This is a genomic window from Mycoplasma sp. 3686h, assembly GCF_056781225.1.
Window position 1 is genome coordinate 624,421 of the sequence record NZ_CM165562.1, and the last position, 18,776, is coordinate 643,196.

The 18,776-nt window shown below is 30.6% G+C and carries 19 protein-coding genes; 3 read left to right on the plus strand and 16 right to left on the minus strand.

Annotation, left to right across the window (positions count from 1 at the left end; translation table 4 throughout):
• Positions 1–93: 93 nt before the first annotated feature.
• The 11 genes from AC1RP9_RS02550 to AC1RP9_RS02600 form a co-directional block, all read right to left on the minus strand.
• Positions 94–1,575 carry a hypothetical protein gene (locus tag AC1RP9_RS02550; protein WP_481821871.1) on the minus strand — a complete coding sequence of 494 codons (1,482 nt, stop codon included), beginning with the start codon at positions 1,573–1,575 and terminating at the stop codon, positions 94–96.
• 415 nt (positions 1,576–1,990) lie between these two features.
• Positions 1,991–2,671, minus strand: coding sequence for a potassium channel family protein (locus tag AC1RP9_RS02555; protein WP_481821873.1), 681 nt, complete (start codon positions 2,669–2,671; stop codon positions 1,991–1,993).
• A 5-nt stretch (positions 2,672–2,676) separates the two neighbouring features.
• Positions 2,677–4,470 carry a potassium transporter TrkG gene (locus AC1RP9_RS02560; RefSeq protein ID WP_481821875.1) on the minus strand — a complete coding sequence of 598 codons (1,794 nt, stop codon included), beginning with the start codon at positions 4,468–4,470 and terminating at the stop codon, positions 2,677–2,679.
• Between the two features lie 17 nt (positions 4,471–4,487).
• Entirely contained in the window at positions 4,488–4,739 is a 252-nt protein-coding gene (locus tag AC1RP9_RS02565) for a YneF family protein (protein WP_481821877.1), read from the minus strand.
• Between the two features lie 57 nt (positions 4,740–4,796).
• Positions 4,797–5,879 carry a M42 family metallopeptidase gene (locus AC1RP9_RS02570; protein ID WP_481821879.1) on the minus strand — a complete coding sequence of 361 codons (1,083 nt, stop codon included), beginning with the start codon at positions 5,877–5,879 and terminating at the stop codon, positions 4,797–4,799.
• On the minus strand, positions 5,872–8,202 hold the full coding sequence (locus tag AC1RP9_RS02575) for a UU173 family protein (RefSeq protein ID WP_481821881.1): 2,331 nt from the start codon (positions 8,200–8,202) through the stop codon (positions 5,872–5,874). Before AC1RP9_RS02575 ends, AC1RP9_RS02570 begins: the two co-directional genes overlap by 8 nt.
• A 60-nt stretch (positions 8,203–8,262) precedes the next feature.
• Positions 8,263–8,712: a DUF6088 family protein gene (locus AC1RP9_RS02580; RefSeq protein ID WP_481821883.1), complete on the minus strand. Its 450-nt coding sequence runs from the start codon at positions 8,710–8,712 to the stop codon at positions 8,263–8,265.
• A gap of 5 nt (positions 8,713–8,717) precedes the next feature.
• Positions 8,718–8,858 (minus strand): hypothetical protein, encoded by a 141-nt coding sequence (locus AC1RP9_RS02585; RefSeq protein ID WP_481821885.1) that lies wholly within the window; start codon positions 8,856–8,858, stop codon positions 8,718–8,720.
• Between the two features lie 38 nt (positions 8,859–8,896).
• Positions 8,897–9,373, minus strand: coding sequence for a nucleotidyl transferase AbiEii/AbiGii toxin family protein (locus tag AC1RP9_RS02590; RefSeq protein WP_481822743.1), 477 nt, complete (start codon positions 9,371–9,373; stop codon positions 8,897–8,899).
• Positions 9,310–9,885 (minus strand): nucleotidyl transferase AbiEii/AbiGii toxin family protein, encoded by a 576-nt coding sequence (locus AC1RP9_RS02595; protein WP_481821887.1) that lies wholly within the window; start codon positions 9,883–9,885, stop codon positions 9,310–9,312. The genes AC1RP9_RS02590 and AC1RP9_RS02595 overlap by 64 nt, the downstream gene beginning before the upstream one ends.
• Before the next feature lie 34 nt (positions 9,886–9,919).
• Complete coding sequence (locus AC1RP9_RS02600) at positions 9,920–10,528, minus strand: DUF6088 family protein (protein WP_481821889.1); 609 nt, start codon at positions 10,526–10,528, stop codon at positions 9,920–9,922.
• 251 nt (positions 10,529–10,779) lie between these two features.
• Between AC1RP9_RS02600 and dhaK the strand changes: the two genes are divergently transcribed.
• Genes dhaK through dhaM form a run of 3 tightly spaced genes read left to right on the plus strand, consistent with a single transcriptional unit; the run spans position 10,780 to position 12,760 of the window.
• Entirely contained in the window at positions 10,780–11,757 is a 978-nt protein-coding gene (gene dhaK, locus AC1RP9_RS02605) for a dihydroxyacetone kinase subunit DhaK (RefSeq protein ID WP_481821891.1), read from the plus strand.
• 9 nt (positions 11,758–11,766) lie between these two features.
• Positions 11,767–12,372: a dihydroxyacetone kinase subunit DhaL gene (gene dhaL / locus AC1RP9_RS02610; RefSeq protein ID WP_481821893.1), complete on the plus strand. Its 606-nt coding sequence runs from the start codon at positions 11,767–11,769 to the stop codon at positions 12,370–12,372.
• A complete protein-coding gene (gene dhaM / locus AC1RP9_RS02615; RefSeq protein WP_481822744.1) occupies positions 12,365–12,760 on the plus strand; it encodes a dihydroxyacetone kinase phosphoryl donor subunit DhaM in 396 nt (131 codons plus the stop codon). The genes dhaL and dhaM overlap by 8 nt, the downstream gene beginning before the upstream one ends.
• Positions 12,761–12,815: 55 nt before the next feature.
• On the opposite strand, the gene AC1RP9_RS02620 is transcribed toward dhaM, so the two are convergent.
• From AC1RP9_RS02620 to AC1RP9_RS02640, 5 genes are all read right to left on the minus strand, one after another.
• A complete protein-coding gene (locus tag AC1RP9_RS02620; RefSeq protein ID WP_481821895.1) occupies positions 12,816–13,610 on the minus strand; it encodes an MIP/aquaporin family protein in 795 nt (264 codons plus the stop codon).
• On the minus strand, positions 13,610–15,136 hold the full coding sequence (gene glpK, locus AC1RP9_RS02625; RefSeq protein WP_481821897.1) for a glycerol kinase GlpK: 1,527 nt from the start codon (positions 15,134–15,136) through the stop codon (positions 13,610–13,612). The genes AC1RP9_RS02620 and glpK overlap by 1 nt, the downstream gene beginning before the upstream one ends.
• A 118-nt stretch (positions 15,137–15,254) precedes the next feature.
• Positions 15,255–16,691, minus strand: coding sequence for an MFS transporter (locus AC1RP9_RS02630; RefSeq protein WP_481821899.1), 1,437 nt, complete (start codon positions 16,689–16,691; stop codon positions 15,255–15,257).
• A gap of 183 nt (positions 16,692–16,874) precedes the next feature.
• The gene (locus tag AC1RP9_RS02635; protein ID WP_481821901.1) at positions 16,875–17,600 is read right to left on the minus strand and encodes a glycerophosphodiester phosphodiesterase family protein; all 726 of its coding nucleotides are present in this window, start codon (positions 17,598–17,600) and stop codon (positions 16,875–16,877) included.
• Positions 17,593–18,765: an MFS transporter gene (locus tag AC1RP9_RS02640; protein WP_481821903.1), complete on the minus strand. Its 1,173-nt coding sequence runs from the start codon at positions 18,763–18,765 to the stop codon at positions 17,593–17,595. Before AC1RP9_RS02640 ends, AC1RP9_RS02635 begins: the two co-directional genes overlap by 8 nt.
• Between the last annotated feature and the right edge of the window lie 11 nt (positions 18,766–18,776).

Consider the following 18,776-nt stretch of genomic DNA (forward strand, 5'->3'; position numbering starts at 1 on the left):
TTATATATCAATTCTAGTGAATTGATAAAAAGAAAAAAACACCCATATTAGTTCGAAAAATGAGTGTTTTCGGTTTGATTAATTACTAATTATTTATTTCTTTAAAAACTCGCTCATAGGTGGAAACTTTTCCAATGCAGGGAACAATCCTGGATCAATAAATCATTTATAAACATTATAAAGCTCGTTTCGATTAGCGGTTTGTCCTTGATTTCCAAAGTAGTGAAAATCTCTTTTCACAATGTTAAATGTATCAGAAATAGGGAAATTATTCGGATCTACAAATAATAAAGCTTGCTCTAAATTAATCTTGAAAAAACCTTGGAGCATCACTAATGTTGCTAATAATGTTGTTGATGTTGGTTGAATTCCGAATAGCTTGGTTTTGACAGTGTTGTTAACAAAGTCATCCTTGCTAAACAAAATTGAGTCTCCGCTTTGAATTCCTTGCATATCTAATGCAAGCATATTTTCTCACGATATAGATGGGTCTAAAATAATTGCATTCTTTTCATGTCCATTAGTAAAATGCTTAATGTATTCAAGAGCCTGAGCACCTTGATAAACCGGATGAAGTTTATAGAAATAATTATACTGTTCAGGTGGATATAATTCCAAAATTTTAGTAAAGTAAGTATGTAATTCAGTTCGAGATTGAGTATCGGAAATGATTCTTCAAGGACCGCCTTGATCTTGTCTAAATAAGCTTGATCCGATAAAAACAAGGTTTTTCTTGCTTTTGTCTAAGTTTTCTTTACCTGAAATAATTAAATCATCAAATTTTTTTCCACTGAAATTAACTAATTGATTGTAAGCGTTTAAAAATTCAGCTTCATTTAATTGGGTTATTTCTTTAGTGACGTTTTGATAATTAAGCGGATAATCATAAATATTGATTTTAGCTCATCCAAATCCACTAGCCTCTAAATCATCATTAAAGCTCTTTGAATATTGACCTGATAAATTGTAGATTTTGAACTTTTCTTCTAAAGGATAAAAGTAATGATAATCAATTTGTTGTGGGTTATCGGTTTTTAAACTATCTCAAGCTTGTAATAACTCATCTTTTGAATAATGTTTGGTTTGGTTTTTTACTCATTTAATGTAATTATTGTTGATAAAAGAATATGGTTGAGCGTTTCCGTCACTCAAAATAACAATTTTATTAGCATGTTTAAGCATGAAGTTACGAGTTTGAGCATCTAAACCTGTATAAGAAATATCGGGAATATAAAAATCAAATAATTCTACTCCAGCATCTAAATAAGGTTTTAAATATGCTTGGAATTCACTCAATTTTCTCGGTATTATTGAATAATCAGTGAATCGAAAATCTTGTAAATATTTGGCATTATCAAGCAATAATAACTTCCCAAAATTAACATTAAATTTTTGTTCATAATCTTGTAAAGCAACATCACCATATTTTTCAAGCAAGGGAGCAAAATTGAATCTTTGAGACGTGTGTTTGAGGGTTTTTGCATACGAATTAACAGCTGAATCAATTAGATAAACAACATCATTAAATGGTTTTGATCTTTTTTGGTTTTTAATTAATTGTAATTGAGCAACCATTGCAATAAAACTGCTAACAAAAAATTGTGATGCATTTCGAGAAATAAAAACGCTCGGATATTCATTTTGTGCTGAATCTAGGATTTCGTTATTAAATTTTTGAAAATTAAGTGTTCTAGTTTCTTGGTCGTTTAATTCTAAATTAGGATTTTCTTTTCCTGGGTTAGTAGAAGGATTACCAGGTTTGGAGCTAAGGTTTGGAGCTAAGGTTTGGAGCTGGATTTGTATTAGTGCATGAAATTGTGCTTAGTGCGGTAAATGTAAATAAAGGAAATGTGAGTGTTCATTTTTTAAACATATAAAATAATTTTTCTCCCTTTTTTGTTTGTATTTAGCTTAGAAAATAATTATACAATAAAGCAAAGGGAAATTTTTCCCTTTGTTTTATCAAGGAATAAAGAGGTAGTTTTAGTAATTAAATTTCTTCACTAGTGTTAAGCAATTTAAAAATGTGAGTAACATCAGCAATTTCACCAATAATAGTTACTAAATCTTCTTGTTTTAGTTCGGTGTCCCCTTGAGGACGAATAGTCACTGCTCCACGTTTTATGAGTACAATCGTTACACCAAAACTATTAAAATTCAGGTCTTTGATTTGTTTATTACTAAATTTTTCATTAATCACTTTAGTTGTTCCAAGCACAAAATTATCACCAAGTTCCTGAAGATTAGCACTATAATCGATAAAGTGTTTATTTCCGGCAATTAATGCGGTTCTAATTCCAGCTTCTTGTTCGGGTCGAATAATAATATTAACTCCAATTTGATTGAGCACTCGAGCGTGACGTTCATTAATAGCACGCACAATTAAGTTTTTTACCCCTTGCTCTTGCAAAGCGGCAACAATTTCAATATTATCTGAAACAGCCACAACTACTGTTTCAATGTTTTCAATTCCAATTCCTTTGAGTGCTTTAATTTCGGCCGCATCAGCAATAACTACTCTTTGAACATCGTCAACAAAATTACGTGCTGATTCTTCGTCTTTATCAATCACTAAAACGCTTTTATTCATTGCAATTAACTGGTCAATAACAGCACGACCAAAGCGACCAGTACCAATCACTGCAATATCGTTTTTATACTTAATTCCCATAACTTTTATCCAATCGCAACATCTTCTTCAATGTATTCATAATATCTATTGTATCTTTTTTTGCGTTTTCATACAAACATTAGCGAGCTGACTCCAAATTGTCCAATAAACATAACAATGGTGAGAATAATTTTAGATGTATCATTAAGCACTGGTGTAATTCCTAGTGAAAGTCCAGTTGTTCCAAATGCACTACAAATTTCAAAGACAATTTGTTCAAGTCGATAGCTTTGACTTGAAGAGCGAAAAGCATTTTGAGCATTTAGTGTCCCAGAAGTTTGAGCACCATTTTTAGTATATACATCAAACGAAGTTACACAAATCATGGTTGCGATTAGAATTAAAATTAAGCTAATGATAAACACTTTAAGTGCATTAAAACAATTATCTTTATTAATTGACCGTCTAAATAAACGAATTTTTGAATCACCCTTAAAGGTGGCAAAAATAGTTAAAATCACCAGAGCAAAGGTCGTGGTACGAATTCCTCCTCCTGTACTTGATGGAGCAGCTCCAATAAACATCATAATGGAATAAGTAATATAACTATTAAAGGTAAAGTCAGATAGTGAAGCAGTGAAAAATCCAGCACTTCGAGTTGATAAGCTAATAAAGAAAATAGCAAAGATTTTTTGAAATGTACTTCCATACATTGGACCATTTGCTAAAATGCTTTCAATTGTTGGTTTAAATGAATTAACTGTATCTGAAGCTACATTTTTTCCAAAACGATCCTTTCATTGAGTATCAAATTGAGAACCATTAGCAATATAAAGTTGATAAATGTTTGCTTGTTTTTGATTGACATAATATTTATTTCAAATAGTATTAAGATCTTTTGAAGCTATTTCAAAAATCAAGGAAATAGCAAAACCAATAACAAAAACCCCTAAATAGACAATGAGTGAAATTTTAGAAAATAAGGTGAAATTATACGGTTTAGAATTCTTTTTGACCTTATGTTTGAATCATCCGTAAATATCGTAAAGAACTGGATACCCCAATCCTCCGATAACAAATAAAATAACAAAACAAATTTGTAAGAAATAATCACTATAATATGGCATTAATGAATCTTTGGAAATAATGTCAAATCCAGCATTATTAATCGCAGAAATAGTGTGAAAAAATCCAAACCGAAATGCTAGTGACCAATTACCTTTAGGTGATTGGAACGCTTTATAATCATCACTTGAATTTAAACTTGGGTTAGCATCTTTTAAATATCCTGCAATTCCTCGAGTGGTTGAATTATCATTAGCATAATAAAAGTAAATTGACAATAAAAATCCAAACGTAATTCCGATAACAAATAAAAATTTAACCGAAGCAATTACTAAATTTAAAACTTTGGCTGTATCAGTTCCTCCTCGTTCAGATTGAACGAGATTTGCTTCACTAAGCGAAATGTTTTTTTTGCGAAAAATGAAGTTAAAAATAAATAATTTTAATGCAAAAATTCCAATTCCTCCACTAAAGATTAAAATCGCAATAAGCATTTGTCCAATGACATTAAATTGTGAATAGGTCGCTTTAACTGTTAAACCTGTATCACTAAAAGCACTCGAGGCAGTAAAAAGAGCATCGACAAAAAATAAAGGTTTAACTGCTCTTCCGGTCACTGGATCAACTTGATTTTGAGAAATGGGACTTCATAGTAATAATGCTGAAATAATGACAACTAAAAAATACACAAATAACAAGTATTTGAGTTTTGATGTATTTTTTTTGAACTTGCTAATTTGATCAAAAGGACGAGTAAATCAACTTTTTTTAAATCAGCCTTTAATATTGTCCATTACAACCTGCTTGTTAATTATTTATCTTTTTGATATTTAGCGTTTTGCATTGACCGCATGATTTGTCTAATTTGAGTTTCTGAAGCGGTGCGTCCCATTTGTTTGAACATTACCCGAAGCATTTTCTCTGACACAGGTGGATTTTCTTTAATTTGCTTTTCAAACATTTTACGAGCTAATAGAAAAGTAATTAGAGCAGTGATTAATCCAACACCAATTACTATTCCAATTATCATTCCTACTAAACCTGCAGTACTTAATTCAACCATATTGATTCCTTTGTGTATTGATAATTATTATTTTAATTGTAGCATATTAATAATAAACTACTTGTATTGCATTTTGGTGTATTCTTGTTGTGAAAAGTCTTGCAAGAATTTAACCAGTAGATCACCAGCAGCCATTAAATCAGAAATTGAGCATACTCCAATTGGACTATGTAAATATCTTTGTGGAAGCGAAATAGTTAATGTTGCCGCTCCACCGCGAGCATATTGAAGCTCGTGAGCATCAGTTCCACCACCCATGGCAACAAATTTATAAGCTGGGATTGAATATTTTTTAGCAATATTATCAACATATTGGACTAACTTAGGATCCATTAAGGTTCCACCATCTTTAATTCTAAGAGCTGCACCAGCAAAAAGTCGTGTTGTTCCAGAAATTGTTCCAATTGTATCATGTGAACTAGTAGTGTCAAGTGCAATTGCAACTTGTGGATTAATCAAACTCACTGAAGTTTTAGCTCCACGAGTACCCACTTCTTCTTGTACAGTTCCTACTAAGTATAAATCTACATCTAAATCTAAATGAGCTACTTGTGATGCAACATAATCAAGTACGGTAATTCCCGCACGATTGTCCATTGCTTTTCCACCGATTAAATCTGGGTTTTTGAATAAAATAGTCTCTCCAGAAAGATATACTCGATCCCCTATTTGAACATTATGTTCGAGAGCTTCTTGTTTATTTTTAAAACCAAAATCTGCATAAAGTTCATTATTAGTAATTGCTTTGGATACTTTTTCTGGTTCAAGAATGTGAATTGATGTGTGTCCAAATACCCCTAAAAATTCTTCATTAAGTGAGTTGATTAATTTAGCTTTAGTTCCAATGACTACACTTGGTCATATCCCTCCAACCGGTGAGAGCAATAATTGCCCTTGTTTGTCAATTTCACGGACTAAATATCCAACTTCATCCATATGAGCAGCAATCATAACTTTAGGTGCGTTAGGGTTTTTGCTTTTTTTATGCATAATGAGTGAACCAAAATTATCTCGAGTAAATTCAAATGCATTTGAATTGACATTTTGTTTGAGTGCATTAACCACTGGTTCTTCAAAGCGAGACATAGCTTCAAGTTCCATATATTGAATTAATCTTTGCTTAAATTGCTCTTTATTCATTATTATTCCTTGTGATTGTTAGTTTGTTATTAATTATATTGTATTTAAAATCTTGGTGAGCAATTTGATATTCGTATTTGTCAATTATTGGAAAAACACTACGAATAGCTTGCATAATAAACTCATAAACCATAATCATAGCACGCACATCATTTTCACAGTATTTTTCTAATTCGCCTTTAATGTAATTTCATTGGGAATCGCCGGTATATCCGTGATAACGTAAAATTGCTTCATTCATAGCCATTGTTCCTTTTTGAATCACTAATTCAGTATAAGGAACAATTAATGTTTTGAGTAGTAGCTTATTATGTGTGATAAACTTTTCAACTTTTTTAATCGAACCTTGGAGCATAAGTTCATCTAAAAACATTAGCGTTTTATATTTTAATTGTGGATTTAAAGCTTTTGTTTGTTTGCTTGGAACAATAGTGTTATTTTCAATTTTAAAAGTAAACAAGCTTTCATCGTTGCAAAATTCTGGATAAGCTTTGTTTAAATCGCGATATTTAAAGCAATCATACAAATCAATTGTATTGAGATTTATATGTTGAATCATTGCTTTAAATGTGTGTAAATCTAAATTTTGTTCTTTAAATCAATTACTAAATTGATCGTTTGAATGATTGTTTATAGCTTGTTCAACGAGATTATAAATTTCTTTATTACGAGTATTTTCGTAAGTTTTATTATAAACAATAAATAAATCAGCTCCATTAGCATAAATTAATAAAATTAATTGTACTAAATCTTGAAGAGTAATATTTTTGGTATCAACTACATGATTAACTTTATTAGTTTCAATCCCATTGATTGTCTCAATAATTGAAACTTGGGAAACAATTTGCTCATATGACTTTGAAGTTTTTAGAATTGGAAATAAATCAGAAAATCCTTCATAGTCGTATCAAATAATCCGTTGATCTTTGATGTGAATTTTTTTAATCACATCTAAAATACCAATATTAAAATAATTAATTAGCTCGCTAGCAACTTGTTCTGTTTGCTGAATATGTTGATAATTTTGGTATTTCAAACCCAAAGATTTAAAAAGTGTCTTACTTAAAGTTCATTGTTCAATTCCAAAAACATAAGTAATTAGTGCTAAAATTTCTTCGTTTTTAATAAATAAATTGGGAAGAAAAACCACATTTAAAGGTACTGGAGCTATAATTAAGCTTTCTTGGATAAATTGTTGTAAGATTTGTTTGTTTTCTTTGAGTGAAAAATCAATTTGAGTAAAATATGCAATATCACTATAATTAGATTGATTTGAATATTTTTCATCTGCTCGAGCAATCAGTTGATAGTATCAATCAATACTTTCAAATTCAATTACTTTAGTATTTTTACCTGTGTTAAAAATAACTTTAAAATCAGGTTTATTTTTATTATTATGATAATTGTTTAAATCATCTGGTAAATGCTCTAATTCTTGGACTTTAAAATTTGTGATAGGTAATTCTTTTTTAATTGCAACTCCATAAAAAGAATAAAATCTTTTGTTTCAATTAGGACTATCTAAAAATAAAGTCCCATCACCAGTTCGAGCTAAAATTTGCTTATAAAAGTTTTCTTTATAATTTAACTTAATATTGCTAGGTGGCAAACTTTTGCTTAAATGAGCTGAAAAACTCTCGCTAAAATTAATTTCTTTTGCTTGGGTTTGGTGAAGTTGATTCATGACTGGATCAATAATAATTAAGCTAGCATCTAAAATTTCATGCTCTTTTTTAGCTGTGTTAATTAAATAAAAGAATTTATAAAAATTCTCTAAAGGTGATTTAGCTGAATAACCTAAAAGCACCATTTTTTTGCTAGTTTTATCAAAAATAAAACAATCAGCAACATACTGATAAGTTTGCTGATTTGTTTGAAAAATGTGAGAAAAATGTGGATCAATAATTATTTGTATATTGTGATCATTAAGTAATTGATTAGTTAAAGTGATTTTTTGCTCTACTTTTAAATTACTTGGTATATATCCAATTTGATCCATTTGGATTTGATATCTATGGGCATAAAATTCAATTGCTTTAGTTTTAAGTTTTCTAAAATTTTGCACCGAAATGAGATCAATATTATTAATACTTTGATTGGATTGGTCTTGATCAAGCGATTCCATATCTCCAAAATCAAAATCAGGAACTTCATCATTTTCAGTAAATAAGTCTGATTCTTCTTGTGTAATTATTCGCTTTTTATTCCACTGTTGTTCAAAAGCTTGATTTAAAGATTGAACAAAATCATCTCCAACTCAAATTAGCGCTGGATTGTTTCAAAAAACTCTTTTAAATAAATTTCACTTGATGATTTTCTTCATGTTAGTTCCTTTTAGTTTTAGTTTATAAATTTCTATCATTAAAAGAGAAGTAATTAAAAATTACTGATTTGCACTAATTTCCTTAATTTGTAACAAAATATTTCTTAATCGAATTGGAAGAGTTTTCCCTGCTTGTTCTAAATCCTCTTTAATGTTTTTAGAAAAAATAGCTCATATTTTTATGTTTCTTTTCGTGATATATTGCTTCATCGACATTCTTATTGCTTCAATTAAAATTACCAATTCAATTGAATATGGTGTAATGTATTTGCTTGGTGTATGCTTAAAAATAATTTCTCAACAATCATATTGATAAACCGCATTTCCTCCGTTAGAAATAAACACATATTCATTTGGTAATTGATTTGATACACCAGTATAATTTAGTGTAACTTCACCCCCAGGAGCAATGGTTCAACCAAATTTTTGAGCAACTTCATAGGCTGATTGATTAACATACTTCTTTAAAAGTTTACTATATTCAGGTTTTGTATATAAGCCTTCAATCAATCTAACTATTTTTCTTTTTTTACTAATCTATTAAGAATAGATTTAATAGTGTTTTTGTTTGCGATATTATAAAAATCTCTGGCAATATAGATTTTTCCAGGATTATTAATCATATCGTTTTCTATTTTGTTAGTGATTGTTTCCATTATTCCTCCTACGCTTTAAATTTATTAAATTTAATTTTTTATTCTATCTCTTGATATTCTTTTATCTTGTTATTTAATTCAGTTTCATAAACTTCTAGCTCATCAATAATTTGTTCAAAAGTAGGAATTTTTCCAAATAACATGCTTTTCATTTCAATATAATCATTTTTAAAAATTTTTATAGCTTCTTCATTTGGGACTAATTTAACCTGTCCTAAAAATATTTCGTCATAATTTGCAAAATTACTTGCATAAAACTTTTTCTTATATTCAATTGCTGAGAACAATAAGTCTAATTCACTTAAACTTCTTTGTCTTAATTCTGTTTGGATTAACTTGTAAACATCATAAAAATGTCTCGAATATCTAGGTGGATGGTTACCATTTGTTCGATTTGATTCTCTGTGCAAGATTGCTACTTTGTCGTACAGAGTTTTTATTGAATCAGTAACTAATACAGTGATTGATTTATCAAATAAATTCGGATAATATTCGGATAATATTCGGATATATAAGGTTTGATTTCTTTCTTAAGTAGTGGTTGTGTTTCAGATAAAGTCCCTACTTCTAATAAAATGACTTCTAAAATAGAACCATCAAAAAATTGTTTCGGATACTCAAAACATAATCCATGAGGATTATTTTCGTGCATATAAAATTTAAATTTTTCAACAGGAAACATTTTTTTAAAATCTTTTTCAAATAAAGGAATAAGTTCGTATTTTAAAAAATCTTCAGTTTTTTTATTAATTTGTTCATTAAATTTTAATTGTTTTTTCTTACTTCTCTCTTCATAAGGTTCTTTTTCTGTGTATCCTAAAATTCTTCAATCTAATCATAAATCTATATCTTCAGAAAATCGTTCAATCACTTTAAATGCTTTCGAAAGGCTTGTCCCACCTTTAAACACAATAGCGTCTTTGTATTTAAAATGATTAAATAGATAATCTAAGAAGAAACAAACTCACAAATCCTTTTCTATTATAGCGGATGAAGTATTAATTTTTTCTGATACATAATCAATCATTAATTCTCTGTGTTATTCAGATAATGATAAAAATTTACTTATCTCCATTAAACTCCTTAATTTTTAGTAATACATCTCTAATTCAAGTGGAAAAATTTCTAGAAACTAATTCCAGATCTTCTTTGATGTTTTTCGAAAATCAAGCTCACATTTTAATGTCTTTGTTTGTGATTCGTTCTTTTCCTAAAACTCTAATTGCTTCAATTAAAACCGACAATTCTAATGAATGTGATTTGATGTACTTAGCTGGAGTGTGCTTAAATTGAATTTTTCGGTTTCGATATTGATATACTGAAGTTTTACCATCTGATATATACACATATTCACTAGGAACTTGAGTTGATACACCTGTGTAATTTAATGTAATTTGTCCTCCAGGAGCAATGGTTCAATCAAATTTTTCTGCTATTTTCTTTGCAACCTCTTTTACTGTAGGATAAAAATGTTGATTTAATTCTTTGATATATACAGGTTTAGTATATAAACCTTCCATAACTCTCACAATAACCCCTTTTTCTTTTAGTCTTTTTAAAATTGATTTGATGGTATTTTTAGTTGCTATTTCGTAAAAATCATTAATTGCGTAAATTTTTCCTGGATTGTTAATCATAATGTTTTCGATTGTACTAGTGATTGTTTGCATTATTCCTCCTTGCACCCAAAATTATACATTTTTAGTTGCAAATAATTAATATTTAGGTCTATAAAAACGATAATACTCAGCAATATGATAATAAAAAATCATCAATTTTATTCAAAAATGGACTTTTAACGAAAAAGTCCATTTTTTTAAACTCTGATAATGAATTTTTGTGAGAAAAATCTCACAAAATGAAATTTTTAAATAATAAAAAATATAATTTTATTATAAAGATTAATCTAAAGGAGAATATTATGAAAAAAATTCTAAATGATCCTAATCAAGTGGTTTCTGAAATGATACAAGGAATTACTTATGCAAATGCCAATGTTTATCAAGTTGAAAATTATAATGTAATTGCGCGTAAATCAATTGCTCCAAAGGTAGTATTAATCTCAGGTGGAGGAAGTGGTCATGAACCTGCACATGCAGGATTTGTGGGTTATGGTATGCTTGATGGTGCTGTATTAGGAGAAGTATTCACTTCCCCGTCAGTTGATCAAGTCTATGGAGCTATTAAAGCAATTAATCAAAATCACGGTGTTTTGCTCATTATTAAAAATTACACCGGTGATGTGCTCAATTTTGAAATGGCAGCTGAAATGGCTCTAGCTGAGGGAATTAATGTCAAAACAGTAATTGTTAATGATGATATTGCACTAGAAAATAGTTTATATACTATTGGACGCAGAGGGGTTGCTGGAACTGTGTTTGTGCACAAGATTGCTGGTAGTGCTGCTGAAAGCGGACATGAGTTAGATTATGTCCATGCTTTGGCTCAAAAAGTAGTTACAAACACCAAAACCTTAGGAATGAGTCTGGGTGGAGCTACCATTCCTGCCAGCGGAAAGAAAAGTTTTGAGCTTGCAGATAATGAAATTGAAATGGGTTTAGGAATTCATGGAGAACCTGGAACACACCGTGAAAAACTTTTAAGCGCTCATGAACATGTAGCTAATATGCTTGAAGCTCTGCTTAAGGAAAGCCAAATTCAAAATCAACCTATTGCTGTGTTAGTTAATGGTTTGGGTGCAACTACATTAATGGAATTGTATATTATTAATAAAGAAGTTAATGAACAATTACAAGTAAAAGGAATCAAAGTTCATAAATCCTTAGTCGGAAATTATATGACTTCGCTTGAAATGCCAGGTTTTTCGATTACATTAGTCAAATTAGATGAACAAATGATTAAATATTTAGACTTTGAAATTAAGAGTACCTTATTTTAAAGAGGACAAATGAAAACTGAATTAATTATTAAAATTATTAAACAAATTGCACAAGTAATTGATCAAAAAGCTGACGAACTTACTGAATTAGATCGTTTGATCGGAGATGGTGATCATGGGATTAATCTCAAACGAGGGTTTGATGCAATAATATTAACTATTGATGATTTTAAAGATAAATCAGCTAAAGAACTTTTAAATCATATTGCAATGACTTTAATGAGCAAAGTGGGTGGTTCTAGTGGTCCGTTGTTAGGGACTATCTTTTTAAAATTAGCTCAAAGTGAAAATTTTGCTCAAGGAATTTTACAAGCAGCTAATGGTGTCCAAATGCGTGGTAAAGCAAACGTGGGAGATAAAACAATGGTGGATGTATTAACTCCATTTGCAAACACTTACAATGAACAATTAGCAAACGGTATTGCAAATGAGCAAGCTTTACAAATAGCCCTTGAGCAGGCTCAAACTCATTTACATGAATCTAAAAATATAATCGCTAAAAAAGGACGAGCTTCATATTTAGGGGAAAGAAGTTTAGGAGTGACCGATCCAGGAACTCAAAGTATGTATTACATGCTTGAAATTGCAGTGAAGGAACTAATTAATAATCGTTAATTTTGTAGTTGTATCACATAGCAAAGCATTAGCACACGAAGCAATTAAATTAGCTCAACTTATGAAACATGCTAATTTTGAAATTATCAATGCTTCTGGGATTCCTCAAAGCCAAGAATTCGGGACGGATGTTTCTTATATTGTAAATGCAATTAAACGAGCTAACCATGGTGATGGAGTGATTGTCTTTTGTGAAATTGGTTCATCACTAATGAGTTCACAAATGGCTATAGAACTAATTAATGATCCTCAGGTAATTTTAGCAAACGCCCCTTTTGTTGAAGGACTTTGTGTAGCTACTTCGTCTAATTTTGAACATGCTACACTTGCTCATATTGTCGAGCAATTAAAGCAAGTGCAAAACTTTGATAAACAAATCGCTCGGTAAAACGTGTAAAAAAGTAGCAATAATTCGCTACTTTTTGGTTTGTGAATTTTGAATATTAAAATGCTGATGCGATTGCTCCAACAAAAATTGCTCCAAGAATTGGTGAAAGCACTGGAACTAATAAACCATATTTAAAGTCAGGTGAAACAATTTCTCCACTCATTTTTTGAGCTAATAATTTAACTGTTACTCAATAAACAAATCGAGGAGCTAAATCACGAGCAGGATTGATAGCATATCCGGTAACGCTACCAAGAGAAAGACCGATTCCCATAACAGCAAGCGAAACAATTCAGCCAGCTTCCATTTTAACAAGTGATCCAGCACCAAATACAACCGATAAGAGCACTATTGTCCCAACAATTTCATACGACATGCTATGTAATCATGATTCACGGTGAGTTGATCCGGTACAGCTTGAAGCTTTCAATAATCCTGAAGGATTTTCGATAATGTGTTTATAGTTAATAAAATTAAGAATGGTTTGACCTAAAGCTGCTCCAAGCAATTGAGCAATAATATACACAATTGCTAATCCAAAGTGTGATCCAGTAATTTGTGAACCATTTTTTAAGAAAACAGCAACAGTAACCGCTGGATTAAGATGTGAGAAACCCAAAAACGAATTTTCTCCAGCAATTGCTTTAAAAAGTGCTGACGAAACAACCACACCAACTAGAACAGCAATACCTCAACCCATAATAATAGCTACTCAATTCCCACCGACATTTTTAGCGTACATTTTTGGGTAATTAAGTGAAGCACAAACTCCATTACCGAGCAAAATTAAGAACATTGTTCCGATTAATTCACTGACAAAACCTGCTCCAAATTGAACTGAAACATCCATTATTGCACCTCTACTTCTTTAACTCAGTTGAATGTTCTCTTAACAGCTACATCTCATCCATGAGTAAGTTTTTGTACTTCTTGCTCGGGTAATTGAGGAGCGAATTCTTGATCTACTTCTAATGATTGTTCAATTTCATTGAGTGATTTTCAATATCCGCTTGCTAGTCCTGCTAAAAAGGTAGCTCCAAGAGCTGTGGTTTCTACGTTTTTTGGACGAATAACTTTTACACCTGAAATTGATGATTGGAATTGCATTAAATAATTTGAATTACTTGCTCCACCATCAACTTTGAGCACTTTAATTTTTTTATTTACATCATTTGACATAGCTTTAATTAAATCATTGCTTTGAAAGGCAATTGATTCAAGAGTTGCTTTAATAATGTGTTCTTTTTTTGTTCCACGTTCTAGTCCAAAAATAGCTCCGCGTGAATACGAATCTCAATAAGGAGCTCCAAGACCGGTAAATGAAGGAACTAGATAGACTTGGTGAGTGTTATCTTTGCTTGCTAAATTAGCGTAAAAATCTGATTCAGCAGCATTATAAATTAATCTAAGTCCATCTCTGATTCATTGAATTGCAGCTCCAGCAATAAACACAGATCCTTCAAGAGCATAAATTGGTTTTTCGTTTCCAAGTTGTCATGCAACTGTGGTAAGTAGTTTATTTTTAGATAAAATTGGTTTTTCACCAATGTTCATTAAAGTAAAGCAACCGGTTCCATAAGTATTTTTAACCATTCCTGGTTTGGTGCATAATTGGCCAAATAAAGCTGATTGTTGATCTCCAGCTACTCCAGTAATTGGGACTTTCCCAAGTGCTTTAAGCGACCAATGGTGTGGGTCGATAATTCCATATTCTTGTGAAGATGATTTAACTTGTGGAAGAATTTTAGCAGGGATTTCAAAAAGATCAAGTAATTCTTGGTCTCAAGACATTGTATTAATATTAAATAACAATGTTCTTGAAGCGTTAGAAACATCAGTAGCGTGAACTTGACCATTAGTTAATTTTCAAATTAATCATGTATCAATAGTTCCGGCAAGTAAATTTCCCTCTTTAAGCACTTTTTGTGCTTGTGGAACATTTTTTAGAATCCAACGAATTTTAGTTCCTGAAAAATAAGGATTAATAATAAGTCCAGTTTTTTCGCGTACTTTGTCTACATGTTGACTAAGAGTTTCGCAATATTCGCTGGTGCGACGATCTTGTCACACAATGGCATTGTAAACTGGAAGACCGGTTGATTTATCTCATAAAACTACGGTTTCGCGTTGGTTGGTAATTCCAACTGCTTGGACATCAGTAGATTTAATTCCAGCTTTATGTTTAGCAGCTTGCATAGTTGAAAGTTGGGTATTCCAAATTTCAAGGGCATCATGCTCAACTCAACCAGATTGTGGGTAATATTGTGTAAATTCAGATTGCGATGTTGCAACAATTCTTGCTTTATGGTCAAAGACGATAGTACGACAAGAGGTTGTTCCTTCATCAAGGGTGATAATATATTTATTTGAGTTCATGCTTTCTTTCTTTAAATAAAAGACTAAAATTGATAAGTTAAATCTTTAAGTTTTTAATTCAAGCAATGAAACTAATTTAAATTATTTAAAAGGTAAGGTTTTTATATATGTCAATGATTTAATTGTTTTCTAGTTCACGTCAACGATAATTAGTTTTTCCTAAGCTTTTTAATTCAGCTTTGTTTGATAAAAAGACAATTAATCCCGTGATTAGACCAATGAATGCAAAAGCAAGGGCAATTAAAATAATAATTTGATACCCAGTTACTGAAGCATGATCTGATTCTTTATATATTCTTCCAACATAACCTGAAATTTGGAAGAATCAAGCATCTGGAGAAAAAGCAATAAAGCTAATCAATCCAACTGATGAAGCATAAGTTTTTTTCTCGATATGTACTTCAGAAAGTTGAGTAAATCTCAGAGTTACAATTACTCAAGTGAGAACACCACCCAAGATAAAACAAATAGAGAAAATTGCTAGGAAGAAATATTTTAGTGCTGAATCTTGTGTAAAGTCAATTCCAAAAAATGGGAAAATGGCAAAGACTGCTAATGTACCCATTCCAATTATTAAAGTAAAAATGAGCAATAAAACAGTAGATTTGAATCGATCACCTAGGCGACCAATTGGACCTGAAACCATCATCCTTAAACCGTATGTTTTAAAACCGGTTAAAATAGAGACTAGGATTACAGGTGCAAAATAGATATTCTTCATCATATTTAGAATGTAATACCCTAAAACTGCTTGGAAAATGTAAGTTCCCATCACAAAGAATGCTAAAGCTCACAATTTTCAGTTTTGCATAGCTTTAAGAATACTAATCATATTCTTTTTAAGCTTATGAAACAAACCATCAAAAGTGATTTTTTCAGTGCTTTTAGTGTGCTTTTCTTTAACAAAGAAAAGCACCATAAAGCTAGTAACAACTAAAAATGTCGAAAGTAAAAATTGATATACTGCAAATGGTGTTTTATCATTTGAATCAACACGTGGAATTCACACAAAAGTGATAATTGCACCGATTAATCAGACGAAAAATCAACCAAGAAATCCATTTGCAGCACCCTCGATTCCATAAGCAAAGCCTTGATTTTCTTTTTTGGCTTGTTGAGAAACTAGTTTTCAAAGTGGAGTTCAAAAGATTAGTGTGGAACTAATTCCTCAAAGACCTCAAATAGCTTTATAAGTATTAACTAATGTTCCATGATTATTAAAACTTTGTTGTTCTAAGACAGTGATTCCAAATCAAAGTCCAAGTAATCCAGTTGATAAAACAGCTATAAAAAGTAATCACCGAGACGAAAACTTATTAGCTAGGAAACCCCCTGGGAGTTGAGTAGCCAATGCCACTCAGCCAATGACTGCTGTTATTTCAGCAAGTTCATCCTCTGAAACACCTAAATAACGATATAACTCTGGTATAACGTTTTTAATATAATAAGGGGCAGCGATAACAAAAACATCAGCTGCTCCTAATATAATTAACGCAAAGATTTGATTAAGAGTAAAACCTTTAGATGTTAATTTGGATGTTATTTTTTTAAACATACATTCCTTTTAAAAATTATAGTTTTTTGCAAAAACATTTTCGATTTTGCGAGTTTACTTAAATTAAATATTAAAATAGATTAAATCAATATTAGTTTGTATTTTTTTATAAGTTTTAAAATATTTTTCAACTAATGTTACTTTTACTTGCAAAATTTGTGCAAATTTAAAGTTTTAAATAACTTATTTTCTATATTTGTGATTGCTGATTTGAGCAAAAACTTTATCATCTTGTAGGTATTCTTTATATTTTTTGTCTGTATTTAATGTTCAAAGCATGAATGGCAACCCTAAAGTTTTATACTCATCTTTGTGTTTATCGTATAAAACAGTTCAAGGGTTTAGATATTGACAAACTTGCTTAATTCTTTGAGGAGAAATTTTCTTAAATTCTTTTTTCTTTCACCATAAGAAAGCAAGTTTGTACCTTGAATCTAAAGAGTGCATTTTTTCTAATGATTTAAAATTAAATGATGAATAAACTACTTTATCTAGAATTTGTGGATAAACGTCTTTAAGTTTGTCAATTTCTTCTTCAATTCCAGGGTAAAGTTTAACATCAGTTTTAATTTCTACATTAATAACCTTAAATTTATCTAAAAATAATTCAAAAAACTCATCAAGGGTTAAAATAGTTTGTTTTTGAACTTGGAAACGAAAGAAACTTGCATAATCGTCTTTTTTAAGTTGTTCTAAAGTTGATTTTTCAACGTCTCTTTTTGTCAAAGCAGTACGATCTGTGGTTTCATCATGAATAATGACCAAGTGTTTATCTTTGGTCATGTGAACATCAAGTTCAACACCATCAAAACCATACTGATAAGCTAAATCAAAAGCCATTTTGGTATTTTCAGGAGCAATTCCTGAATACCCACGATGAGCTAAAAGTAATTGTTTTTTTCTAGTCATTTTGCAATTCCCTTCAACGATAATCAGTTTTCCCTAATCTTTTTAGTTCGGCTCTATTTGATAAGAATACAATTAATCCAGCTAATAATCCAACAAGAGCAAACCCGATTGAAATTAAAATAATTAATTGATACCCAACAACAGAAGTATTTGAAGCTCCTGCTGGAGTGTAAACTCCTCCAATATATCCTGCAAGTTCATAGAATCAAGCATCTGGCGAAAAAGCAATAAAGCTAATTAATCCAATTGAAGAAGCGTAAGCTTTTTTCTCAATGTGTACTTCTGAAATTTGAGTAAATCTTAAAGTTACAATGGTTCATGTAACAATACCACCCAAGATAAAACAGATAGAAAGTATGATTAAGTAAAAGACCTTTAAGACTGAACTTTCAGCAAAATTACCTCCAAATGATGGTAAAACTGTAAAGACAATTAATGTTCCCATCCCAGCAGCTAAAGCAAATACTAATAAGAGAACGTATGATTTAAATTTATCAGCAAAACGACCAACAAATCCTGAGACAAGCATTCTGAGTCCGTATGTTCTTAAACCAGCTAAAATTGAGACTAAAATAACTGGAGCTAGATAAACATTTTCCATCATGTTAATAATGTAATACGCAAGGACTGATTGGAAAATATATGAACCCATAACAAAAATTGACATAGCTCATAATTTTCAATTTCCCATAGCCTTGAAAATACTAATTATGTTGGTTTTGAGTTTTTTAACTAAGTTATCAAAGGTTACTTTTTCAGAATCTTTAGTGTATTTTTCTTTAACAAAGAACAATACCATAAAACTTGTAGCAACTAAAAAACCAGAAAGTAAAAAGGCATACACGGCAAAAGGTGTTTTATCCTCTTTTGCAACTGCTGGAATTCATACATAAGTTACTATCACACCAATTAGATATACAAAAAATAATCCAATTAGTCCATTTGCAGAACCTTGAATTCCATAAGCAAAAGCTTGATTTTCTTTTTTAGCTTGTTGAGAAACTAGTTTTCAAAGTGGAGTTCAAAAGATTAGTGTGGAACTAATTCCTCAAAGACCTCAAATAGCTTTATATGTGTTAACTAAAGCAGGTTTTTCAAAACTTTGTTGTTCTAAGACAGTGATTCCAAATCAAAAACCGATTAATCCAGTTGATAAAACCGCCATGAAAAGTAACC